The organism is Olavius algarvensis spirochete endosymbiont (assembly GCA_900608495.1).
Taxonomy (GTDB): Bacteria; Spirochaetota; Spirochaetia; order DSM-2461; family DSM-2461; genus UBA2779.
The window spans coordinates 12,417-35,597 of sequence record UWYT01000188.1 but is presented as its reverse complement, the minus strand read 5'-3'; the positions used below and the strand labels follow the sequence as shown (position 1 = coordinate 35,597).

The following is a 23,181-nucleotide window of genomic DNA, read 5'->3' as shown; positions in this document are numbered from 1 at the left end:
CAAGCCGGACTATTCCTTGGCTTCCGTAGTACCGTGACGTTTTTCGGGAGCCGCCGGAGTATCCTCTGGCTTAGACGCCACAGCCTCTTTGACTTTTGCGGCAAGTTGCTTGCATCTTGTCTCTATGGTTGCAATATCCTTCTTTGTAGGCTTCCCTTTGAACTCCAAAGGTTCAACAAAATCCCAATTCATTTTGTATTTTTGAACAAGTTCGTTTAGCTCTTTCTGGGCCCCGCCAGACCAACCGTAAGAACCGAAACGAAAGGCCTTGCGATTATGAACCTTCTTCTTCCCTAGCTCATCAATAACGGCGAACATCGGTGGGAACATATTGTACTCATAAGTTGGCATTGCCAACACAACTCCCGTGGAGCTCCAAACCGACATAAGAATATCACCCAAATTCTCTTCCGGAACCTTGTGCTTGTGCACAATCATACCTTCAGCTTCCAGAGCCTCCAGGGCTGGCTGCACGCCCTGCTCAGTCATTCCATACATGCTGCCGTAAATAATCGTTATCTCGTTTTCGCAGGGTCCTTTCTGATAGGACGCATAGCGAAGAAAATCATTTACAATTTTCATCGGGTTTTTGCGCCAAACAAGACCATGACCAGGTGCAATTATCTTAATTGGCAGCGTAGACGCTTTCTTTATTGCATTTACAACGGGAATCGAATAAACGGCAACGATGTTGGCGTAGTAACGGATGGCCTGTCTCTCATAGAAAACTAATTGCTCTTCCGTGCACTCGTCGTCGTATACGGCCTCGTCAAGCGTTCCGAATGAACCAAAGGCGTCGCAGGGCATAACTGTACCGGATTTCGTGTCGAAGGTGGCTATAGTTTCAGGCCAATGAACATTCGGGATTTCCATAAATGCAAGAACCCTTCCGTCGCCCAAATCGAGGGAATCACCATCGCCAACAACCATTATATCGTTTGTGATATCAAAAAAAGCCTTCATCAACGGTACAGCCCTTTTCCCGGTTACTATCGTGAAGTTCGACTTAATCTTCCTGAAGCTTTCGATCCAACCGGAATGATCGGGTTCCATGTGATTTACAATCACATAATCAATGGACTCCGGTGCCACATTGATTTTTTTCAATTGTTCAAACAGCGTTTCAGGCACACCATCCCAGCCACATACACCATCAACTATTGCGGTTTTTTCACCTTTGACAATATAAGAATTCATTGCTATCCCATCGGGCATTCGCCACAAGCTTTCGAAAAGAATGTTTTCTATATTTGCCGACAAGCGATAAATCCCGTCGGTAACTGTGCTAACTCTCATTTTGCATTCCTTGAAATGATATCTGCATTATCCGAATGAAACTACTCGGATCCGTTATTGCCAATACTATCAACTTCAACTGTTTGTTCCAAGGTGAAATCAGGTTCGCAAGCCTGGTTTCGCCTGCAATACGTGAAGACTATGAGTTCCGATATCAGCTATAATATGTTTTATGAATACAGATGGAAACACACATACAGGTGAGACGCGGGAAGAGTTACTCGACGAAATAAGGGAATTCGAGCGGGAACGCGATCAGTTAAAGGACGTTCTGGGGAAAATCGGAGGGCGCAATTTCTCAAAGAAAGACAACTGGATCAATATGAGTTTTTTCATCCTCATACTTGCGCTTTTTCTTCTTGAGTTGACAACTGAGTACCTTCCCAGACTCATATCGCTTCAGCTTGGGGTGTTACTTGTTTCAGTCAAGATAGTATTCATGATTCATTCCCAGCAGAGGGTGCACCATTTTCAGTTCTGGATACTCAATTCAATTGAATACCGAATGAACGATATATCCAAACGAATGCGAATAATCGAGCGCAGTAAATCCGGCGAAGCCAATTAACAAATGAAACTCCAGGTTTTCGTCGCGCGAGGAAAAAAGATATCGAATGTCGTTGTTTTGATGTTATTGCTGCTAGTGCTGTTAAACCCGAGTATTCATGCCCTGGAGGATTCTGAAGATGTCAAAACGCAATCCTCCATACCTTGGTGGCTATGGTCTTTGTTGCTTTTTGTCCTCTGCATACTTCTGGGTATCATTGCAATAATTACTGGTGTGGGCGGTGGTATTTTGTACGTACCAATCATATCCGCAATATCTCCCTTTCACCTTGACTTTGTGAAAGGATCTGGGCTTGTGGTGGCTCTGGCAGGCGCGATTGGGGCGAGTCCAAGACTTTTGGAAAAGGGTATGGCTTCCCTGCGCCTTGCACTTCCTCTAGCTTTTTTCAGTTCCATCGGCGCATTTATAGGAGCAACAGTGGGTATGGCTCTGCCGTCACGAATTGTGGAATTTATCCTGGGGATAGTGATAATTGCTATTATCGCTTTAATGCTTTCCACAAAGAGTATTGATTGCCCACCTTTCCGTGGAGGGAGTCTATTAGCTAGGCGCATGAATATTGGCGGAATTTACATTGATGAAATTACAGGTAAATCAATGGAATGGGGAATACGCCGTATGCCTCTGGGACTGATAATCTTCTTCATTATTGGACTTATGGGAGGTGTTTTTGGACTAGGTTCCGGCTGGGCCAATGTGCCGACTCTCAACCTGCTCCTCGGAGTGCCGTTGAAGATTGCGGCTGCCACGAGTATTCTAATTATTACTATAACCACTGCTACTGCTTCCTGGGTTTTCATAAACCAAGGTGCGATTGTGCCAATCATTGTAGTACCCTCGATGGCGGGCATGATGCTGGGAACACATATTGGCGCGAAAATACTGCCTCGAATTTCGAGATCCATAGTTCGATATTCCATTCTCGGTATCCTGGTATTTGCCGCACTGAGTTTATTGCTTAAACTGGCATGATGAGGAGAAATGAAATCCGATAAAAAACTAGCCATATTCTGGTTTCGGTGGGTGGGATATCTTGGCATTTCCCTGTCTCTTGCGTTTTTCCTGCTCTACAGTTCGGGCCTGATTCGGTCAAAGGTAAAACCATTGGCAATCGCTGAAAATTGGAGTAAGGAGACCCCGATCTACCTTGAGGAAATGGGACTTGAGTTTGGTAGTGGGTGGTTGATTCATATCGAGGATTTGTATTCCATGAATGTGGCGGCGATTGCAATACTGGTTAGCGCGGCATTGCCAGCCCTGCTTGCCCTGTCGTTCATATGGTATCGGAAACGCGATTTCCTCTTTGGCACGATGGCAATTGCAATTTCAGCCGTACTTGTAATTGCGATAATAGGCTTTCGGTGAGACGATTTTGGCGCACCGCAGTTCCAAGTGTTGACTAGCTCCAGCGACCCAGGGAAGACGAAGCTTTGGTTTCAAGTTCGGCAAGTCTTTCGGGAAGTGCAGGATGCGAATAGTGCCAGAAACTGTAGGCGGGGTGTGGCCTGAGATTACTAAGATTGTTTTTCCCAAGCTTAAGAAGTGCTCTCTTCAGTGAAGTTGAATCGCCTGTTTGTTTGACAGCAAATTGATCCGCCTGATACTCGTGTCTTCTCGACCAGATATTGAACACTGGGGAAAAGAACGATAGTAATGGACCCGAGTAGAAGACTAAGCAAAAAAGCAGGACATGGAGAGACGGCGAGCTAAAACCAAACGCTGAAAAAAAGCTTTTCCAATCCATCATTAACCCAACAAGGCCGAAGAGTATGAGGCTGCCAAGCGCGGAAACAGCTAAGCGTTTGCAAATATGACCGAATTCCCAATGTCCAATCTCGTGAGCTAATATGGCTTCAATCTCATCTTCCTGAAGCGACTCTATCAAGGTGTCGAACAATACGATACGACGGGATTTCCCGATTCCGGTGAAGTAGGCGTTTGAATGCCTGCTTCGACGACTCCCGTCCATTACGAAAATTCCTCGATTCAGGAAGTTGCAACGATCGGCGAGAGCCAGAAGCCGGTTCTTCAAAGTGCCCTCGGGAAGCGCGGTGAACTTATTGAACAGAGGTGCAATAATCAGTGGAAACAAAACCGCCATCAATAGCTGAAAGAGCGTCCAGAAACTCCAGGCCCATACCCACCACCAGTCACCTGCCAACTCCAAGATAATGTAAAGCCCGCCAAGGAGTGCCATTAGGATCAACAAGGCGATGGGTACCTGCTTGGCAATATCGCCGAAGAAAGTGCGAAGGCTTGTTGTATTGAAACCAAATTCTTCTTCTATAACAAATTGTGAGTACAGAGAGCCCGGCAGAGCGGCTATCCAAAACATCATTGAGGCCAGAATAAGAAATATAAGCCCCTGCCAATAGGTACCTGGGTTTATGGAGGTCAGCAAGGTATCCAAAGTCCCAAAAATTCTCGTGAACAGGATGATGAGAACGAAAGCCCTTCCCGCCAACGATTGCACAAGGCCAAAACGAGCCTTTCGCAGAGTATACTTCACGCTGCGCACGTAAGTGGGCTTATCTATATGAGCTTCGAGACTGTCAGGCATCAAATCACGATTTTTAAGGACAAAATTGATGTTCAATATGTCCAGAAACCAATCCAGCAGAAAGTCCAATACAAAAAAACCGAGATAGACTGTAAGAATGAGTGTCGAATTCACCTGAGTGCAGAATGAATTGGATTGATGCTGTTGTGGGAATTTCCCTTCATCCTGAACCTAATCAAAAGCCACCTCTGCATCAATTAGCATAGCCTGCTTATCACCGCGTGGATGCCCCCATGTCTCCATCTGATTCCAGCTGCAAAAGGCGTTTTTTCACGCTTGCCCCCCCCGCATATCCGCCAAGGTTGTTATTGCTTCCGATGACTCGGTGACAGGGAATTATTATGGCTATGGCATTTGCGCCGTTTGCTGTGGCAACAGCACGAACAGCGGCCTTACGGCCAATTCTGTCCGCGAGTTCCAGATATGTTTCCGTCTTGCCATAAGGAATTTCCCTCAGGGCATTCCATACCTTCTCCTGAAAATCTGTTCCAGCGGTAATTAGAGGGAGTTCGAACACTTTCCTCTGTTCATCGAAGTATTCGGTAAATTGCTCTTCTGCTTCGTCAAGTATAGGTGAATCGCCCTCTTTGTAGATGGCTGAAAATCCACTTTGAATCCTCTTGTCGATGCTTTGCCGCATTTTGCGATATCTCCAGTCACAAAGGCAGATTTTCTCATCAATGCTGCCTACCAGCAGTTCTCCGTATGGGGTTTTCATTGTTCTTGTAATGATATTTCTCATATCCTCACTTCGCATTATATCCGGATTTGCATCGTCGGGTTCAGCCTTGTTTTATATCTAAGCTGTGATTACTCTGAGTATATCCCAACACGCTATATAATTTCCAATCGCTTAACTCGTATTTCCCCACAAAACCATGATAATGAGACTCTGAAATTCGAAAAAATTCCTTTTCTTTCTTTGGTAGACAATCAGGTTTCCCTCTGCTACACTTTCCCTAAAATAAGGAGGTGCTTCCATGAAGCAGTTTTTAATTGGAGTTTTCATGACGATGGCGATTATGGGTGTTGCCTTCGCCAATGGAGAAAAGGAGTTGGAATTTTGGACAACGGAAACGCAATCTGATCGTCTAGCCAGAATAAATCTTCTGGTCGATACGTTTAAGGCGACCAATCCGGACTTCAAATTCGAAATCAATGTAATAGCGATTGAGGAAAATGATTTGGCTACGCAATTCAATGCGGCCGCAGCGTCTGACACTCTTCCGGATTTAGTGCAGGTGGCGACAGAGAATGCGGTGGCTTTCGGTACGCAAGGTTTGCTGAATACCGAAGCAGCCACCAGTATGATAAGCAATATTGGCAAAGACAGGTTTTACAGCGGAGTTCTCCGCCTGAACCAAATGCCATCGGATGATGCCTACTATGCCGTACCTTTTCATGGTTGGGTTCAGGGCATCTGGTATCGTGCCGACTGGTTCGAAGAGGCCGGATTGAATCCACCCAAAACATGGGACGATATCCTGAAAGCAGCTAAGTATTTCAACAAACCCGAGGAAAACCAATATGGGATTCTGATAGGTACTTCTGCTGAAGCATTTACTGAGCAAGTGTTTACTCAGTTTGCCCGATCCAACGATGCCTGGCTTTTCGATGGAGATGGAAATCTTACATTGAATTCCCCGGAAATGAGAGAAGCGATTGAATTCTATGCTGAATTGGCTAAATACACTCCCCCCGGCCCCCAGAATTGGCGCGCTCGGGACTACTACTTCCAGAACAAATTGGCAATGTTCTTCTATTCAACCTATATCATGGATGATTTAGCTCTGGCAGAGGTCGCCGCTGCTTCTCTTACCAGCGAGAATTTCGAGGAATTGGCAGGATCAAGCTTCGATCCAAACCTTGTAAGCAACACGGGGATGGTACCGGCTATTACCAAGACCAGGGATGCGGGATACGGAACAATAGTATCCTTGTTATTCCCGAACACTGAGGACGACGAACGAACAGCGGCTGCCATGCGTTTTGCTGAGTATTTATTCACTCCTGATGCGTATATCAGCTTTCTTCATATGGCGCCAGGGGGTAAGAATCCTGTGCTGAGAGAAATCTCGACAAATCCAAATTTCCAGCAGGATCCCAGTAACATCTTCGAAAGATATGGCCCTGACAAGATGGCGGAAATCATTGAGGGACTAGACAGCATTGAAACCTTTAGCATTGTCGACGGCAAAAGAATTGAGGCGGCAAGTACTGTCTTTTCCAAGCAGATAATCCCTCAGATGATGTATCGAATCATCCAGGAAGGCGAAAGCATTGATTCAGCGCTTGAGAGGGCAGAAGCGGAAATACGCAAACTGATGTAAGGGGGGAAACGGGCCATCCCGGGAGGGTGGCCCCATTGCAATGGGAAAAAGCCTTAAACAGCGTGAATCAACTTTGGGATGGATGCTAATCCTCCCTTCCACCGTGATAATTCTCAGCCTGATTCTCTATCCGATAGTTTCCAATGTAATCTCGAGTTTGTTCAAGGTGTCACTTGTAGAGAAGGATACTTTCATTGGCTTGGAGAACTATCGAAACGTTGTTAGCGATATCAATTTTTGGAAGGCAGCTCTCATCACATTCGTTTATGTTGTTGCAACTACGTTGGGAACAGCCTTGGTTGGATTGGGAGTTGCCCTGGCAATGAACAGGCAATTCCCGCTTCGAGGATTTATACGCAGCTTGATACTCCTTCCGTATGTGGCTCCGGTTTTTTCCGTGGTATATGCTTGGAAGTTTATCTTCGATCCGGTGAACGGCATTTTCATGGATTTAACCGTTGAAAAGCTTGGCATTTTCAGCCAACGATTCAACCTCATCGGGAATCCGGATACTGCGCTATGGATTGCCATTGTTTTCAGTATTTGGAAATACTTTCCCTTCACCTACCTGATGATACTTTCAAGACTCCAGGCGATAGACAACAATCTCTACGAAGCCGCAGAGGTTGACGGTGCAAGTCGCTGGCAGCAGTTTCGGTATATAACCTTGCCGGAATTGTATTTCATTCTCGGATCTATAGTATTGCTTCGGGTAATTTGGAACTTCAACAAATTCGAAGACATCTATCTACTCACCGACAATCTTAAGGTGCTGTCGATATATACCTACTTCAAGGCCTTCGTGGGAATAATCGATTTGGGCCAGGGTTCAGCGCTCGTTATCATCCAATTCGCCTTGTTGTTGGTTTTCATTTTGATTTACCTGAAAAAGGTTCTCAAATGGTAAAGTCTGGCGGAGTCTCTCGAAAAATTGGATTTGCGTTTCTCATTTTGCTTATTGTACTTTTCAGCGTTTTTCCGTTTATTCAGGCGCTGTCGACGTCTTTGAAATACCAATGGGATTGGGGCAATCCTTCCCTGATACCAACACAGATTAATCTCGAAGCGTACAAAGAACTGCTCAATATCGGGCAGGAAGAAAAAAGTGTTCCCGAATCCGTAAAAAATCTGCTTGATGAATCAGACCTTACAAAGGCACAGCGTGATGAGATTCTAGCCAAATATAAGGAGACGGGCGATGTTTTCCCTTTTCTAAAATATTTCAGAAATTCTCTTGCGCTTTCCACAACAGGCGCCTTGCTATCGGTTGTTCTGGCCATAATGGGCGCCTATTCTTTCAGTAGACTTCGATATCGGGGGCGTGGGCTTATCCAGAGGGGAGTGCTTTTTGTGTATATGATTGGAGGCATTTTGCTTTTGATTCCTCTATATCGTATTGCGGTGGCAATGGGACTCTTGGCAACACCGGTGGGAACCTTCCTGGCTCTTCTAATAATCTACCTGGTTCAAACTCTCCCGGTTTCTCTCTACTTGTTGGGAAATTTCTTTCGAAGCATACCATATTCAATTGAGGAAGCAGCTCTCATTGACGGGCTGGCTAGACACAAAATAATCTGGCGCATAGTAATTCCTCTTTCCTGGTCGGCCATTGTTACGGTATTTATTTACGCCTTTATGATAGCATGGAACGAATACCTTTTCGCATCTGTATTTCTGAAGAGCTACGATCAGCTTTACACACTGCCCATGGGGCTTCGCGCTCTCTTTTATTCGAAAAATGCTATCTGGGATCGCATTATGGCTGGATCAATGCTCACCGCTACCCCCGTGATTATTCTATTCATGGCCATACAAAAAAACCTGACAGGTGGATTATCCGAGGGTGGGGTTAAGGGTTAAGGACTTGCAGGCAGAGAAGACTCTGCCCTGGATTCGAATCCATCCGGGCTGTCCACAATCACCTATTGATGGTGCTTACCTCATCAAGTTTCGGTATCGGTGATACTTTCTCCATTCTGTTCTGCCCAGGCTTTCTCTCTTGCTCTCCAGAACAAGCGCAGATTTACAAACTTTTTTTTCTCGATGTTCTTTAGCCCAATTTCACACAGTCGTCTGAATTTGGGATGATAGAGCATTGCGTATGGGCTTTCATCGTATTTCCGAATGATTTCATTATAAAGGTCACTGGCAATCGCGTAGTTACCCATTTTGTAACTTATAAACGCCCTCTCATACTCGGCGACAATCGCCAGCTGATAGTTTTCAGGATAACGTACAAGAAAAACTCCGTAGTAATACAGGGCCCTTTTATAACGATACTCATCCATTGCCAGCCGGGCTTGTCTGAAGAACATTTCCTCGGTCCATTCAGGATCAATTTGCTTGATTCTGCCAGCGCAGGAGAACAGCGCCAGTATACATATGAACGGGTACCAGCGTAATTTAGACAATCACACATCTCCTGCAAACATCCTAACCTTTAGTTGGACATGAATCAAGCAATCTGGTCGGATACGTCAAAGGTTTCGTCTTTGACGGGCAAATTCCTTCGGAGGTCTTTCATGAATGGCCTGGATTCACCCATTTCGGAGTAAGAACTGCATTCATCCAGGGCACGTCTGGCTACGGTAAAATACTTGTACAATTTTTCACCGCCTAGCTTCTTACGCCAGTGGCCAGCTGCACACCTCACTCGAAGAACGTACTTACCCTCTTCTGTGAAAGTACGAAACAATTTGCAATTAATACAGTTTGCACAGTAAATTTTACCTTTCGGTTTCGTTGAAACAGCTTGAAACATGGGGGCCTTCCTTCTTTCCGCTGTGATTTGTTTAGTGAGTGTATCGACAAACGATTGAATATTATTGATGCATAAATTCTACAATGTAAAAAAAAGTCTTCGTTTTTGCCTGCTGATTCTATATCGAACACAGTTTTTCGGACTTGCGCAGATTGTTCGCACTCTGGAATCGTGGCCTGATTCGCCAAATTTCGGATGCATATTCTTGAACTGTTCTATCGGCGCTAAACTTCCCGCTGCCAGCAATGTTCAGCAAAGCAATTCGATTCCACTGTTCTTTGTGCTTCCAAGTTTCACCCGCAAGTTGTCTTGCCTCAGAATAAGACTTGAAGTCTTGAATAACAAAATATTCATCAGGCACCTTGCCCTCCACGCCATATACCAGTGAATTGTAGAGCTCTTTGAAATCATCTGAGAAGCCAAAAGTGCCATTTACCAGGGTATTGAGCGTTTCCCTTAACTCCGGATTATCATCGAGGATTGCCCCCGGGTTATACAAACCGTTATCTCTTAGTTCCTTTACCTCTTCAGAGTTTAAGCCGAAAATGAAAGCATTCTCCACACCCGCTTCATCGACTATCTCGATATTTGCCCCATCCATTGTACCGAGCGTTATCGCCCCATTCATCATAAACTTCATATTGCCGGTACCCGAAGCCTCTTTTCCAGCTGTGGAAATCTGCTGAGATATCTCCGCGGCCGGGAATAGTATTTCAGCTACACTAACCTTGTAATCCGGAATGAAAACCACTTTCAGACTACCCGCCCCATCTTGATTAATTTTCTCCGCCACTGCATGGATTAAATGAATAATCTGTTTTGCACGGCGATATCCGGAGGCAGCTTTGGCGCCAAAGAAGATTGTGCGAGGAGGGAAATCGAGGTTGGGGTTGTTTTTAACAGCTAGCCAATCGTGAATAACAGATATCAGATTCAGTATTTGCCGTTTATATTCATGTAGCCTTTTTATTTGAATATCGAACAAGCTATCCGGATCTACTGCTATCCCAGTTAATCTGAAGGTTGTGTTTGCAAGGTTTTTCTTGTTTTCGGCCTTAATCTCGCCAATCCGGTTCAGTAAGTTCTTGTCGTCAACCCTATCTCTAAGGCCGACTATCAATGATAGATTTTTAGTCCACTCGGAACCAATAACCTCGTCGAGGAGGCTGGCAAGAGCTGGATTGGACTTCCTTAACCAACGCCTTTGAGTCACACCATTGGTTTTATTGTTGAATTTGTGCGGCCAGATCGCATACCAATCCCCCAGCACATCTTTCTTCAGTAATTCCGTGTGCAGAGACGCAACTCCGTTCACTGAAAAGGACATCGCCATTGCCAGCCAGGCCATATTAATCATGCCATCGGCAATTATCGACATCCTATGGTGACGTTGCTTGTCCAAGGGAAATCGTTTGGACAATTCTATCATGAATCTGCGATTTATTTCATCAACGATTTGAAAGAGTCTTGGAAATTCAGCGCGAAAAAGATCTATAGGCCATTTCTCCAGCGCCTCGGTTAGAACCGTATGATTAGTGTATGCGAATGTTTTCTTTGTGACTTCAGCCGACTCATTCCAACCCAAATTCTCCTCATCCATAAGAATTCGCATCAATTCGGGAATTGCAATGACGGGGTGGGTATCGTTAAGTTGAATAACCGCCATTTCCGGCAGATCGGAAAGACTGCCACCGTTAACTCGCTTATACTCACGTATAATGTCTTGTAGGGATGCAGAGCTGAAAAAGTACTGCTGCCGAAGGCGAAGAGCTTTGCCAAAGGGACCATTGTCGTTCGGATAAAGAACGCGTGAAAGGTCATGAGCGCGGTTTTGGGATTCTACCGCACGGAGATACTCCATATTGTTGAAAAACTGGAGATTGAATCCATTAACGCTCTCGGCTTCCCATAGCCTCAGTGTGTTTACTGTATTGGTATCCCAGCCAATAATCGGCATATCGAATGGAACTGCACGAATTTCTTCAGTATCGACAGTCTTGTAAACGAGTTTGCCCCCAGGCGCTTGTTCGGTTATTACTCGTCCCCCGAATTTAACTACAACCGTTCGATTATTACGACGAATCGACCAGGGATCGCCGCTTGCAATCCAGTCATCTGGCACCTCCACCTGTTGGCCGTTAACAATTTTCTGGCGAAACATACCATACCTATAACGTATGCCATAACCTCGGGCCGGCAGATTCAAGGTGGCAAGAGATTCGATGAAACAAGCGGCCAGTCTACCCAAGCCGCCATTTCCAAGCGCGGCATCAGGCTCGGTGTCCTCGGCAGCGTTTAGATTCAATCCCATTTTATCCAGCACTTCGAAAACCTGGGGACGTAATCCAAGATTCATTATGTTATTTCCCAGGGCCCTGCCCATAAGATACTCGACAGAAAAATAGTAGGCACGCTTCAGTTTCTCAGCTTTGATATCTCTTTCGCAATCTCGCCAATTGTTCCAGATTAAATCCATCAGAGCTCGAGATACGGCTTCATAAGTTTGGCGATCAGTGGCGCCTTCAATACCATCGCCCGTACCCCTGTCAATCCAATACATCACACGTTCTTTGAATTTATCCTTGTTGAAATCCATCATATCCTTGCTCCAATTCAAGAAGTGGCAAGTATCAATTCGATTCCATTTGCTCGTCAATAATTGGAATTCGAGCGGCATCCTTATCAACCGGCGGCATGGCAATTATGGATTTCATGGCCTCGCTGATATCCTTTTCCCTAGCCTCGTAAGTGGTGATTACTATTGGTACAAGATTCGAGGGGTGACGATCCTCTCGCAGCACAAAAACCTTTATACTGATATTCCTGCTTGCCAAGACGGCAGTTATTTTCGCCACCACACCGCTCCTATCCTTTACCAGGAAGCGCAGATACTGCCTATGAGTGGATTCTCCAAAATCCGCGATTTGGATTTTTCTGCCACGATCGGGCCAAATACTGAGTTTTGAAAAAAGTACCTGCCAGGTGCCCAAGGCAATCGATATAACATCCGATACCACTGCTGATGCGGTTGCCCTGCCTCCCGCGCCCCGCCCATAATACATGGTGTGGCCAACATCGCTGCCATAAACGCTAATAGCGTTGAAAACGCCTGAAACCCTGGCAAGCGGATGAGTTTCGGCGAGAAATGCGGGTCTAACTGCTAACTCCAGCCCCTTTTTTGTTTGACAACCTATTGCAAGCAGTTTAGGCACATATCCTAATTCCAACCCGGCCGAAACATCGAAACTATTCAAAGAATCTATACCTTCTACTGGTATTTCATCAAGGGATATCCTCGCTCCAAAGGCAAGTGAACCAAGGAGCGTAAGCTTATGAGCCGAATCCATGCCATTAACGTCAAGGTTGGAATCGGCTTCGGCGATACCATCTGCCTGTGCCTGTTTCAAGGCATCGCCATAAGATTTGGCATTCCGAACCATCTCCGTGAGTATGAAATTGGCTGTTCCATTTACAACTCCATAAATAGCTTCATTACTATTTGCCAGCAATCCATCCACCAATGCTCTCACTATTGGAATACCGCCGGCGCAACTGGCCTCGAATCCGATGCAGACTCCATTTTTTCTAGCTAGTTCAAATATTTCGGTGCCATAATTAGCCAACAATGCCTTATTGGCGCTTACAACATGTTTGCCAGCCTTGAGTGACTTCTCGATTATTGTCCGGGCTATGGAAAGGCCACCGACAGTTTCGATGATTAGATGTATCCTTTCATCGGCAAGAACAGCGGTGAAATTTTCCCTGAAGAGGCCCTCGTCCAAACCCGCCGCTCTTGCTCTATCAAAATCGATATCAACCAGGGCCCTTAGGGAAATTTGTTGCCCCGTTCTTTCAAAAAGCATACTCGATTGAGACAGCAACAGCTTCGCTACCGCGTTTCCAACCGTGCCACATCCGACGATGGCAACCCCAAAAGGTGCTTTCATTCTATCCTCCACAAACTCCGAGAATGATGGATGATGTGCAAATCTTGTTCAAGAGTCTTACTCGAACCACAATAGCGACATGGTCGGGGAAAGAGTAGAAAAACTAAATCTTTTCGAATAGAATTGTAAGCTGTGGAGGCGTACAAATGAAATTTAAACCATTTCTCGTAGCAGTGGAATTGCTGATTATTGGATGTGCAGGTACTGAAGTTACTCGCACGTCGTCGGATGAAATAACAGACTTGAGCGGACGCTGGAATGACACTGATTCGAGACTCACTGCAGAAGCCATGGTTTCCAGCATGCTCTCCCATGTTTGGCTTGAAAACTTCAAATCGGAGAGGGGGAGAAACCCTGTGATAATTGTAGGTAAAATAGCCAACAGATCCTCTGAGCATATCGATTCTATCACCTTTATCAAGGATATTGAACGGGAACTTATAAACAGCGGACAAGTTGAATTTGTAGCTGGAGGCACAGCAAGGGAGGAAATTCGAGAAGAACGGGAGGATCAGCAATCACACTCCACAACTGAAACTGCCGCGGCCTTGGCGGCGGAAACAGGCGCCGATTTTATCATGCAGGGTGTGATTGTCACTCAGACTGATGCAATATCTGGTAAGCGTGCAACTTTGTACAAGGTGGATATGGAATTAGTGAATCTAGAGAACAATCAGAAAACCTGGCTTGGAACCAAAAAAATAAAAAAACTTGTTGAACAGAAGAAGTTGGGTTGGTAGAGGGATTGTCGATGAGAAAGGAGATCATCGGGGCTGTAGTGCTGGTTAGTACCACGGCAATTCTTTCGTGTGCAAGCCTGAAAACTCAACAGAAGCAGTACGCAGTATCGATTCCACTGGTTCGTAGTGGAAAATATAAACAGGCCAGCCTGATAATACAGGAAGCGAAAGAGAGCACATACCGGGAAAAAGACAGAGTTCTCTACTATCTGGACTTAGGCATGCTGTATCATTGGTCTGGCGAATATGAATTAAGCAACGAATTGCTTACAAACGCCGAAGACACAATTGAAGAGCTTTATACGGTGAGTCTATCAAAGGGTATTGCCTCAGGGCTATTGAATGACAATGTGCTCGATTATCCCGGAGAAGATTATGAAGATATCTACCTGAACGTTTTTAAGGCCTTGAATTATATTGCACTGGGGCTTACGGAAGCCGCGTTGGTTGAAATTCGTAGAGTCCAAATAAAACTGAATCTCCTGGAAGATAAATACAGGAAATCCACCGAAGCGTACAATAATTCCGAAGATGCCAAAGGTAGCATTGAATTCAGAAAATCTCGATTGCACAACGATGCTCTTGCAAGATATATAGGACTGCTGCTGTATCGCGCGGAAGGCTTTTTGGACGATGCCAGGATAGAGAAAGTATTTATAGATGAGGCTTGGGAAACTCAAAAACAGTTATATGACTTTCCAAAACCCACGTTGCCAACCATCGAATCACCGGTTGGGGAAAAGGCCATTGTCAATTTTCTTTCGTTTTCGGGATTATCCCCTGCGAAACTGGCTGACACTCTGCGTATCCGAACCGGAAAAGACATGGTTTATTTGGCGATAACCGGTCAGAGTGAAAAATATGTGACAGAATTGATTGGTTTCAATTTCCTTGCCATACCCGGAATAAAGGAAGGCATTCACTTCAAAATCCAATTCCCACGGCTAAGCAAACGTTCCTCTACCGTGGACAGAATTATTGTCAAACTGGATGGAGTTGAATACGCAGAACTCGAACTGCTGGAAAGCATGGAGAAGTTATCGGAAGAGACATTTAGGCTTAAACAACCATTGAGAGTTGGTAAAACTATCATTCGAGCTACTCTGAAGACGGTTGCCAAAGAAATGGGCAAGGAGATGGTAAATAGAGAACTGAACGAAACAGACAACACAGGCGGCTCAATTGCCGGTTTCCTCATAAATCTGGTTGCTGATATTGCGGTTGACGCTTCGGAAAATGCCGATTTGAGAGTATCCCAGTTTTTCCCGGCCTCGGCTCACATTGCAGAGCTTATGCTTACTCCAGGCAGCTACCATGTTACCATTGAATACTGGAATTCGAACCGCTTGCTCAAAGAAATCAATCATGGTGTGCGAGATTTTCGTTCGGATGAATTGAATTTCATCGAAAGCTATTGGTTACAATGAAGAAGGAGAATGTATGAGAGGTGGCGGAAGAGTTGCAAAGGAGTTGGCTGTACTAAGTGGATTTTCTGCATTGTTGATTACTTGCGCGATACGTCCATCGGCATCTGGAACAGATATCTCCCCCTTGTGGTTAAGCGATAAGGATGCGGTTTATCCCGCAGAAAAGTACTTGGCGGAACTTGGTGAAGGAGACAGCTTAAGTGCAGCGAGGGCAAATGCCGCTGGAGCAATAGCGCAGATATTTCGCCTGAAGGTGGAGGTAGACAACGTAATTCGTACACGCTACACGGAAATTACGGGAAATAAGGGGGAATTGTTGGAATTGCTTAGCCAAACTGATTTCGATCAGGAAATTGGACAAGAAGCCGATGAAACCTTTGTAAATCTTAAATATGGTGAATCCTGGATTGATCAAGCTGGGCGTGTCTATACGATTGCCTATCTGAATAGACTCGAAACGGGAAACCTGTATCGAAAGCGAATCGAAAGAAACAACTATAGGATAGCCGAACTCCTAGACAGGGCCGAGGGCCAGCACGAACCATTGCGGAGGTATGCTTTTCTGGACTCTGCACTAGTGTATGCGGGAGTCAATCAAATACTGTTTGAACAGCTGGAGATAATCAACATGCCAATGGCTCAGATGTTGGGAACTCCATATAGCAGAAGTGAGATCCAGGCGATTAGGGCAGACCAGGCGATAGAATTGAAGATTCTTGTGGAAGTCGCCGGGGATACTGATGGAAGGATTGCCAATGCTCTCGAAAACTGGATCACTGAAAGGGGGTTTGTAAGCTCCAGTTCAGGGGATATGTTCTTAGCGGCTGCCGTGGAAATCGAGCCACTAGAGCTTCAGAACAAGTACGTAAACCTGAATTGGACAATTAATATTGCCCTAATCGATATGGATGGTTATTCCGTTGTTGCACTATCAAAACAGAATCGTTCTTCGGGAATTAGTGCTACCGCTGCTGAATCTGGAGCTTATAGAGATATGATTGAACTCATACGAGTTGATTTCAATAAGAAGTTCTCGGCCTATTTATCATCGTTCTTATGAGAAATGAGTTGGGCATTGTTCTTCCCACAGCCCCGACATCAGGAATGATGTCGGGACGGATTCTATCGCGGCGGTATTATTAGAACTTGTCCCGGGTATACTAAATCTGGATTTTGAATAATTTTACGATTAGCCCTCCAAATTTTTGGCCACATAAAGGGATTATCGAAAATCTCAACTCTCTCGGCAATTCTCCAGAGGCAATCAGTAGCAACTTCACGATAAACTACTGTATAAGTTCTTGATACCAGGTTGGATTCGAAAATATTGACATACGCATTGGCCTGCTCGAAATAATCTTTGGCTATATCAAATTCGCCCTTGTTTCTAGCTATTACACCCTGCTCCCAAAGTTTTTTGGCCAATGCAAGATAATCCGCAGTCTGTTCATCGGCATTTACCTGGGTACCTTCTTCTTCTATCAATATATCCTCCGGAACACCGTCGAGTTCGTTCCTTAGAGGTTCGTCCAAATCGCGAAGCATTGCCTCTTCTATGTCCACCGGTTCTACATTTTGGGATAGGTCTACCAGAGGATTTGCGTCTATGTAAGCGTTACCTTCCCAGGGACTAGGTTCAATTACATTGCCCTCGGAATCCATTGCACTGCGTGTGGAGGCAGTCTCAATGCGTCCCTGCACTAGGGTTAACAGTGAATCAGTTTCGGATTGTTCCCTCTTTATTGCACTAATTCGTGCTGCGATTACAGATTGCTGTTTCGCTTCGGTTAAAATAGCTGCCGAAGCCTCGATACTGTAATTGTCGTACATATTCAGGCCCCTTTCATAGAGCCGATTGGCTTCATCCAACTCCTCGGGGGCATAAACGAACGCTTCGTTATCTTCCGCATCGCTTAAATAATTTTTCGTATCCCGTTTTAGGATATCAATGTATCGAATGTTTTCAGCCAGGTTATAGTATAGGCGGGCTTGCGCAGAAATGGTTTCATCCGCCTTTGCTATCGCAGAAGTGGTATCCCCCGCCTTGTAGTGTTCGGTGGTTTCCAAGGCCAGTTTCTGGGTATTCAAGTATTCAGCCGGAGCAAACTTCTCAGCTTCTATATTCAAAAGGGCGGCATCGGCTCGGAAATACTTCGCGGCGTATTCGTCTCGTCTTACGATTATAGTCCTATCGTATAGGGAATCTGCCTCGTCGATAAGGTTCTGAAGTTGTATCCTAGCCGTATCGGGATCGGAATCGCCGAGATTGATGGTTGAATTGAGTTTGTCGACCAGGCTTTGATAGTCCGTGGGAAGATATCTGCTGGCACCAATTAAATTCGCCCGCTGAACCGCGGCCATTGCGGCTTTAATTTCTTCATCTGACAAGGGTTTGACAGGCTCTTCGACGACTTCTATCGGTTCCTGCGGTTCCTGCGGTTCCTGAACATCTGCCGGTTCCTCGACAACCACTTCCTCTTTCGGCTCCGGGGGGCGGGTTTCGCAGCTGACAAGGCCGAGCAAAGCTATGATTGAAGTTGCCACAAACAACAAGCCCATCTGGTGGGATTTTCTCATATCCAAACCTCCTACAAGCTCAAAGTTTAACATGCAGTTGCATGAACGTCAAACCGGAAAAATTCTCAGCAGTCTATCTTCTGTTTCGTCCATTCCCAACAGAGTTGAGTCATTGCTTATTCGCTGTAAAGCAGCGATCGCTCGGTTTCGATATCGAAAAACTGAATCTTCTTCACCTCCGGTGTGAAATCGACTCTCTCACCAACTCTAAATCCATGCTCGGAATCGGTTCTCGCAATCAATTGAGAGTCTTTGGTTTCGAGATACAGGTGTGTTTCATTTCCAAGAGGTTCAACAACGATTACTTTCGCGTTGAGATTGCTCTCCTTCGGTTCATTGGTGAATTTCAAGTCCTCTGACCGAACACCCATCAGCACTTTTCCACCTAAGTAGGGCCGTAAGACTTCCTCCCGCGATTCTGGTATGACTACTGTCATTCCCTCTTCTTTTACAACTATTTTGCCATCTTGTTCCGATACCCCCGCGGGGGAAATATTCATAGGTGGAGAGCCGATAAAACCGGCTACAAAGCGATTGATCGGGGTGTTATACAGCTTCAATGGGGTTCCTATTTGCTGGATTATCCCACTTCTCATAACAACAATTCTATCGCCCATGGTCATAGCCTCAGTTTGATCGTGAGTGACATAAATCATGGTAGCCTGAAGACGACTATGCAAAGAAGAAATTTCGGCACGCATTTGCACTCGCAACTTGGCATCCAAGTTGGAGAGAGGTTCGTCAAACAGGAATACTTTTGGTTTCCTAACTATAGCACGTCCAACAGCCACTCGCTGCCGCTGACCGCCGGAAAGGGCTTTGGGTTTTCTATCCAGCAACTCTTCAATATCGAGTATTTGTGCGGCCTCCTTTACTCGAGCGTGAATTTCTTCTTTAGGGAAATTTCGAATTCGAAGTCCGAATTGCATATTCCCGTAAACACTCATATGAGGATAAAGAGCATAGTTCTGAAAAACCATCGCTATATCTCTATCCTTGGGAGCTTCATCATTCACTCGCTTGCTATCAATGAAAAGATCGCCGCTGGAAATCTCCTCCAACCCGGCAATCATTCGGAGTACTGTCGTTTTCCCGCATCCCGATGGCCCAACCAGAACCATGAATTCCTTGTCTTGAATTTCTATGTTTGCCCTGTCAACTGCCTTAACATCGCCATCATAGATTTTAATGATATCCTTCAGCAGTACTTTTGCCACTTTGCCCACCTCCTCGACACGGTTCCTGATAACACATAATAGCATAGCTTACATGTTACATCTTGTCAAACATATATCATTCAGATTCGGAAAATGATGATAACTCCCACTTCTGGTAAACCTCGAAGAAAGAATGATTAGTTTGATGAGACGCTATGGCTGTTTCAAACCAGGGAATAATCAAGCTGCGGATTCCGGTCCACCTTATCGGCAGGTATTGAGGGGCTTGGAGAAACCGGCTTTCAGGAGTTTTTATGCGTGGGAAATGTTGAGTTATAACTGTTTGATTAACTTCTTGAAGGGAAGAAAGACCGCCGAGGAAGCCAAAAACTGTGATGCCGGCATTTTCCCAATCCTTTATGAGCTTGGACTGAGTATCTGGAAGCATTAACCAATCTATAAAATCCTCCGCGGCCTTTACCAGCTTCGCCCGTTTGGGAATACCGGCTCGTACCACGGATGTTATCGGTATCAATCGCGGGCCTCCAAAATAGCGAACATCCAATTGCCGGGTAACTACATCAGGCAACGAATTCCAATATCCAAAATCTGTGCGGGCAAATAGTATGCGTTCATTAAGTATCAAAATCTCATCGGGGATATAGCGATATCTTTGGCTGAATTGCATGTTGGATTCAATGCCCCCGATTTCTTCGATTATCCAATCGCGAATATCTGTGATGGTTTGGTTCATTGATTCCTCGTCTATGCTTTCCATGTCGACCGAGAAAGGTTCGGAATTTTTTGTCGCCAGAATATCCAGGTAAAAATCCCGGTTCCAGCTTGGCGAAAACGCTAAACGGACAAGTCGGCCATCTTGGTTCAATACGGAGAAGGTTCGGGATGCTTCACGTAATTCATCGGCCTTGACGAAAACCGGATCGGGCAGTTTTGACATTGCCTCCACCTTCCCCATGATTAAGGGGAGCTCAAAGGATAAGGGAATGAAGTATTCTCTGTCCTTTTTATCTCTGGGGCCTCGCAAAGTTTCGTACACCGGATAGGCATTTTTCATTCGACGCAGAAGGTTCACAATATCCATCGACGATAGATTTTTGCCGATAACCACATCGGGTTTTTCAAACTGGATTTTCTCGGCGCTTATGTTTTCGGTGTAACTCAGGGTTATGCTAACCCTATCGTTTTCGAAATCATATGCTTCGACGGCTAATGCCAGTTCCTTGCGGTCGGTTAGGAGCTTCATGTCCAGATGTCTGCAACAGCCAAGATTCAAAATCAGGATGGCGATTGACAACGCGGATATGGTTTGGATAAGGCTGGACATTGAGCAACTGTATGAGGGTAGTAGCTTGGCGTCAACCCATCAGATTGTTATGATACCGTTCGTGAATTGCGGAATTGTCGGATTGCCCAATGTGGGAAAATCAACTATTTTCTCGGCTCTCACGGCTGTTCCCGCGGAAACTACCAACTATCCTTTCTGCACCATCAATCCGAATGTGGGAATGGTGCAGGTGCCAGATATCAGGCTCGATAGGATTCACCAGATTGTTGCCGCTGACAGGATGGTTCCGGCATTTACTGAATTTGTGGATATTGCGGGGCTTGTCAGGGGAGCCTCTAAAGGTGAGGGCCTGGGAAATCAGTTTCTGTCATATATCCGCAACGTGGGAATAATTGCTCATGTAGTTCGTTGCTTCAAAGACGACAATGTGGTGCATGTTTCCGGTGGAGTCGATCCGAAATCGGACATTGAAACCATCAACACTGAACTTGCCCTGGCGGATTTGCAAAGTGTTGAGAAACGCCTGGAGAAAAATGCGCGCCTGGTTAAAACGATGAACATCAGAGTACGTGACGAAGCGATCGCGATGCAAAATTTATTAAAAAAAATTGCTCTTCGCCTGGGTGATGGGAAGTCTGTTCGATCGATGAAACTTGATGCCGATGATATCGTGCGTCTCAAGGATCTTTTTTTGATCACCGCGAAGAAGCAGATTTATATATGTAACGTGGGTGAGAACGATGTTGAGGGAAAAACAGATTGGGTTTACCCGGTTTGTGCCATAGCTGAATCCGAAGGTTCCGAAGTTGTTATCCTATGCGGCAAATTGGAATCCGAGATTGCCGCTTTGAAAAATGCCAAAGAGCGCAGTGCATTCATATCCGAATTGGGCCTTAGTGAATCCGGATTGTCGCAGTTAATACGCAGTGCATATCTGACGCTCGATCTTTGCACTTTTTTTACCTTGAGCAGGAAAGAAAACAGAGCTTGGACTTTCCCAAGGGGTGCAACCGCTCTCCAGTGCGCCGGACTTGTTCACAGCGATTTTGAAAGAGGTTTTATTAAGGCGAACGTGTACCACTGTGATGATCTGTTTGACTTCGGAAACGAGGCAGCTTTGAAATCAGCCGGTCGTATTAGGACGGAGGGTAGGAAATATACTGTTCGAGACGGTGATATAATTCGTTTTAGATTCAATGTTTCGGGGGGTTCGAATCGGATTGGAAACTCAAGAACCACCTAGTTGCGAACGAGACGAATAGGGAGCGGGTCGAACTGGAATTACAGCTGATATGCTGGGAAGCGGCGCTTGGGCCAAAGTATTCATTGGAGAGTTGGGTGGGCACCGGGTATACTTGAATTTGAAAAAACGGTTTCTGCGGAGCTTAATACTTCGTAAATCTCTCTCATCCATCTAGCCCTAGTTAGAATACTTCGCATCTCCACTTCATATTCCTGAAAAGAATCGTAGAAATCCGCCGCGTTACGGTATTGTCCTGCACTGAATTGTCCCTGTGCGTAACCCTGTTCATAGATATCCTCGAGACCCAACAGAGTATAGTAGGCGCGTTCGGCAACTGGCAGTACGGTTCCAAGGGCCAGCATTGCCTTACTTAGGGCTATTTTATCCCTTATGATTTCGGATGTAGGCGGCAGGACCGCCTCCGGCGAATCGGCTAAATCCGCCCAGCGTTGGAATACTTCGATATTGGATTCAAGGCTTGTCATTGCACGTCGCAAACGAGGCAATTGCCGATCCCATAAACTCGAATAGTGCTGAATGGATAAACTTGCATTAATTTTCAGAGCTTCCAATCTCTCTCTGTACCAGAATTGACGATACAATGCCAAATCGTCGCTATCCACGGCCTTAATGGACAACCTGGCGTTCTGATCCACAAGCGCGACGAAACCAGGTTCAACAAGTACGGATCTACCGAACACCTCACTCCTAATGGAACCCTCTGAAACCGAAACGAGTATCGATCTATCTTGCGATATATCCACGCTGAAATCGGTTCCCCTCACCGTCATGCCCGCATAGTCGGTTTGGACGGTGTAGGAATCCAATCTTAAAAGCTTCCCTACCTTTAGGACTAACGAACCCCGCAGTAGTTGAAGTATCATATTTGAGGCCCTGGGTGTTATTGGGGTATTCTCGAAATAGAATGTTGAGGATGGTCTCACTCTCACTCGGGAACCGGAAGCCGGTGTGTTCATTTGAAGTTCGACATACCCATCTGCACCAGTTTCAACAGTGTCAAAGGCGCCCACTTTCAAACCGATAGTCACATCCTCAGGACTTAAATACGTGCCATTTTGCGCAATTGCCACTTCGCCCTCAAGATAGCTAATTGTTCCCGTTGCCGATTGAGCATACAGACGCGAAATTACGAGTACCAACACCAAGAGCATTATTCGATATTTCATAGGGTTAAACGTTCCTTCAGTCTAACATTCTGTATTCCCAAAGCATGGACACCCGGCAAGCATACTTTCCTTAGCCAATCGG

At 45.5% G+C, this 23,181-nt stretch carries 21 protein-coding genes; 10 read left to right on the top strand and 11 right to left on the bottom strand.

What is annotated here, in order from left to right:
• Positions 1–9 precede the first annotated feature (9 nt).
• Positions 10–1,296, bottom strand: coding sequence for an FprA family A-type flavoprotein (locus tag S1OALGB6SA_RS05150; RefSeq protein WP_124032758.1), 1,287 nt, complete (start codon positions 1,294–1,296; stop codon positions 10–12).
• Positions 1,297–1,468: 172 nt separating this feature from the next.
• On the opposite strand from S1OALGB6SA_RS05150, the gene S1OALGB6SA_RS05145 reads away from it, so the two are divergent.
• Genes S1OALGB6SA_RS05145 through S1OALGB6SA_RS05135 form a run of 3 tightly spaced genes read left to right on the top strand, consistent with a single transcriptional unit; the run spans position 1,469 to position 3,229 of the window.
• Complete coding sequence (locus tag S1OALGB6SA_RS05145; RefSeq protein ID WP_124032757.1) at positions 1,469–1,864, top strand: hypothetical protein; 396 nt, start codon at positions 1,469–1,471, stop codon at positions 1,862–1,864.
• 3 nt (positions 1,865–1,867) lie between these two features.
• Complete coding sequence (locus tag S1OALGB6SA_RS05140; RefSeq protein ID WP_124032756.1) at positions 1,868–2,836, top strand: sulfite exporter TauE/SafE family protein; 969 nt, start codon at positions 1,868–1,870, stop codon at positions 2,834–2,836.
• A 9-nt stretch (positions 2,837–2,845) separates the two neighbouring features.
• Complete coding sequence (locus S1OALGB6SA_RS05135; RefSeq protein WP_124032755.1) at positions 2,846–3,229, top strand: hypothetical protein; 384 nt, start codon at positions 2,846–2,848, stop codon at positions 3,227–3,229.
• Positions 3,230–3,263: 34 nt separating this feature from the next.
• Here the strand turns inward: S1OALGB6SA_RS05135 and S1OALGB6SA_RS05130 are convergent, their stop codons facing one another.
• Positions 3,264–4,538 (bottom strand): M48 family metallopeptidase, encoded by a 1,275-nt coding sequence (locus tag S1OALGB6SA_RS05130; RefSeq protein WP_124032754.1) that lies wholly within the window; start codon positions 4,536–4,538, stop codon positions 3,264–3,266.
• 100 nt (positions 4,539–4,638) lie between these two features.
• On the bottom strand, positions 4,639–5,166 hold the full coding sequence (locus S1OALGB6SA_RS05125) for a methylated-DNA--[protein]-cysteine S-methyltransferase (protein ID WP_124032753.1): 528 nt from the start codon (positions 5,164–5,166) through the stop codon (positions 4,639–4,641).
• A gap of 238 nt (positions 5,167–5,404) precedes the next feature.
• Here S1OALGB6SA_RS05125 and S1OALGB6SA_RS05120 point away from each other — a divergent pair, with 238 nt between their 5' ends.
• Genes S1OALGB6SA_RS05120 through S1OALGB6SA_RS05110 form a run of 3 tightly spaced genes read left to right on the top strand, consistent with a single transcriptional unit; the run spans position 5,405 to position 8,614 of the window.
• Entirely contained in the window at positions 5,405–6,754 is a 1,350-nt protein-coding gene (locus tag S1OALGB6SA_RS05120) for an ABC transporter substrate-binding protein (protein WP_037564177.1), read from the top strand.
• 40 nt (positions 6,755–6,794) lie between these two features.
• Positions 6,795–7,661 carry a carbohydrate ABC transporter permease gene (locus S1OALGB6SA_RS05115; protein ID WP_124032752.1) on the top strand — a complete coding sequence of 289 codons (867 nt, stop codon included), beginning with the start codon at positions 6,795–6,797 and terminating at the stop codon, positions 7,659–7,661.
• A complete protein-coding gene (locus S1OALGB6SA_RS05110) occupies positions 7,655–8,614 on the top strand; it encodes a carbohydrate ABC transporter permease (RefSeq protein ID WP_037564179.1) in 960 nt (319 codons plus the stop codon). The genes S1OALGB6SA_RS05115 and S1OALGB6SA_RS05110 overlap by 7 nt, the downstream gene beginning before the upstream one ends.
• A gap of 83 nt (positions 8,615–8,697) precedes the next feature.
• On the opposite strand, the gene S1OALGB6SA_RS05105 is transcribed toward S1OALGB6SA_RS05110, so the two are convergent.
• The 4 genes from S1OALGB6SA_RS05105 to S1OALGB6SA_RS05090 form a co-directional block, all read right to left on the bottom strand.
• Positions 8,698–9,165 carry an outer membrane protein assembly factor BamD gene (locus S1OALGB6SA_RS05105; protein WP_037564180.1) on the bottom strand — a complete coding sequence of 156 codons (468 nt, stop codon included), beginning with the start codon at positions 9,163–9,165 and terminating at the stop codon, positions 8,698–8,700.
• Positions 9,166–9,209: 44 nt separating this feature from the next.
• Positions 9,210–9,449: a hypothetical protein gene (locus tag S1OALGB6SA_RS05100; RefSeq protein ID WP_230204430.1), complete on the bottom strand. Its 240-nt coding sequence runs from the start codon at positions 9,447–9,449 to the stop codon at positions 9,210–9,212.
• 184 nt (positions 9,450–9,633) lie between these two features.
• Positions 9,634–12,114, bottom strand: coding sequence for a glycogen/starch/alpha-glucan phosphorylase (locus S1OALGB6SA_RS05095; protein ID WP_230204429.1), 2,481 nt, complete (start codon positions 12,112–12,114; stop codon positions 9,634–9,636).
• Between the two features lie 31 nt (positions 12,115–12,145).
• Positions 12,146–13,462 (bottom strand): homoserine dehydrogenase, encoded by a 1,317-nt coding sequence (locus S1OALGB6SA_RS05090; protein WP_037564182.1) that lies wholly within the window; start codon positions 13,460–13,462, stop codon positions 12,146–12,148.
• A 146-nt stretch (positions 13,463–13,608) separates the two neighbouring features.
• On the opposite strand from S1OALGB6SA_RS05090, the gene S1OALGB6SA_RS05085 reads away from it, so the two are divergent.
• Genes S1OALGB6SA_RS05085 through S1OALGB6SA_RS05075 form a run of 3 tightly spaced genes read left to right on the top strand, consistent with a single transcriptional unit; the run spans position 13,609 to position 16,689 of the window.
• A complete protein-coding gene (locus S1OALGB6SA_RS05085; protein ID WP_037564183.1) occupies positions 13,609–14,202 on the top strand; it encodes a penicillin-binding protein activator LpoB in 594 nt (197 codons plus the stop codon).
• Between the two features lie 11 nt (positions 14,203–14,213).
• Complete coding sequence (locus S1OALGB6SA_RS05080) at positions 14,214–15,629, top strand: COG3014 family protein (protein ID WP_037564184.1); 1,416 nt, start codon at positions 14,214–14,216, stop codon at positions 15,627–15,629.
• 13 nt (positions 15,630–15,642) lie between these two features.
• Positions 15,643–16,689: an LPP20 family lipoprotein gene (locus S1OALGB6SA_RS05075; protein WP_037564185.1), complete on the top strand. Its 1,047-nt coding sequence runs from the start codon at positions 15,643–15,645 to the stop codon at positions 16,687–16,689.
• Positions 16,690–16,751: 62 nt separating this feature from the next.
• On the opposite strand, the gene S1OALGB6SA_RS10620 is transcribed toward S1OALGB6SA_RS05075, so the two are convergent.
• From S1OALGB6SA_RS10620 to S1OALGB6SA_RS05060, 3 genes are all read right to left on the bottom strand, one after another.
• Positions 16,752–18,206 carry a LysM peptidoglycan-binding domain-containing protein gene (locus S1OALGB6SA_RS10620; protein WP_230204428.1) on the bottom strand — a complete coding sequence of 485 codons (1,455 nt, stop codon included), beginning with the start codon at positions 18,204–18,206 and terminating at the stop codon, positions 16,752–16,754.
• Positions 18,207–18,322: 116 nt separating this feature from the next.
• A complete protein-coding gene (locus S1OALGB6SA_RS05065) occupies positions 18,323–19,423 on the bottom strand; it encodes an ABC transporter ATP-binding protein (RefSeq protein WP_124032751.1) in 1,101 nt (366 codons plus the stop codon).
• Between the two features lie 76 nt (positions 19,424–19,499).
• On the bottom strand, positions 19,500–20,627 hold the full coding sequence (locus S1OALGB6SA_RS05060) for a hypothetical protein (protein WP_124032750.1): 1,128 nt from the start codon (positions 20,625–20,627) through the stop codon (positions 19,500–19,502).
• On the opposite strand from S1OALGB6SA_RS05060, the gene ychF reads away from it, so the two are divergent.
• Positions 20,626–21,912 carry a redox-regulated ATPase YchF gene (gene ychF / locus S1OALGB6SA_RS05055; protein ID WP_503465873.1) on the top strand — a complete coding sequence of 429 codons (1,287 nt, stop codon included), beginning with the start codon at positions 20,626–20,628 and terminating at the stop codon, positions 21,910–21,912. The two genes, S1OALGB6SA_RS05060 and ychF, sit on opposite strands and share 2 nt — an antisense overlap.
• Before the next feature lie 80 nt (positions 21,913–21,992).
• On the opposite strand, the gene S1OALGB6SA_RS05050 is transcribed toward ychF, so the two are convergent.
• On the bottom strand, positions 21,993–23,099 hold the full coding sequence (locus S1OALGB6SA_RS05050) for a FecR family protein (protein WP_124032749.1): 1,107 nt from the start codon (positions 23,097–23,099) through the stop codon (positions 21,993–21,995).
• Positions 23,100–23,181 lie beyond the last annotated feature (82 nt).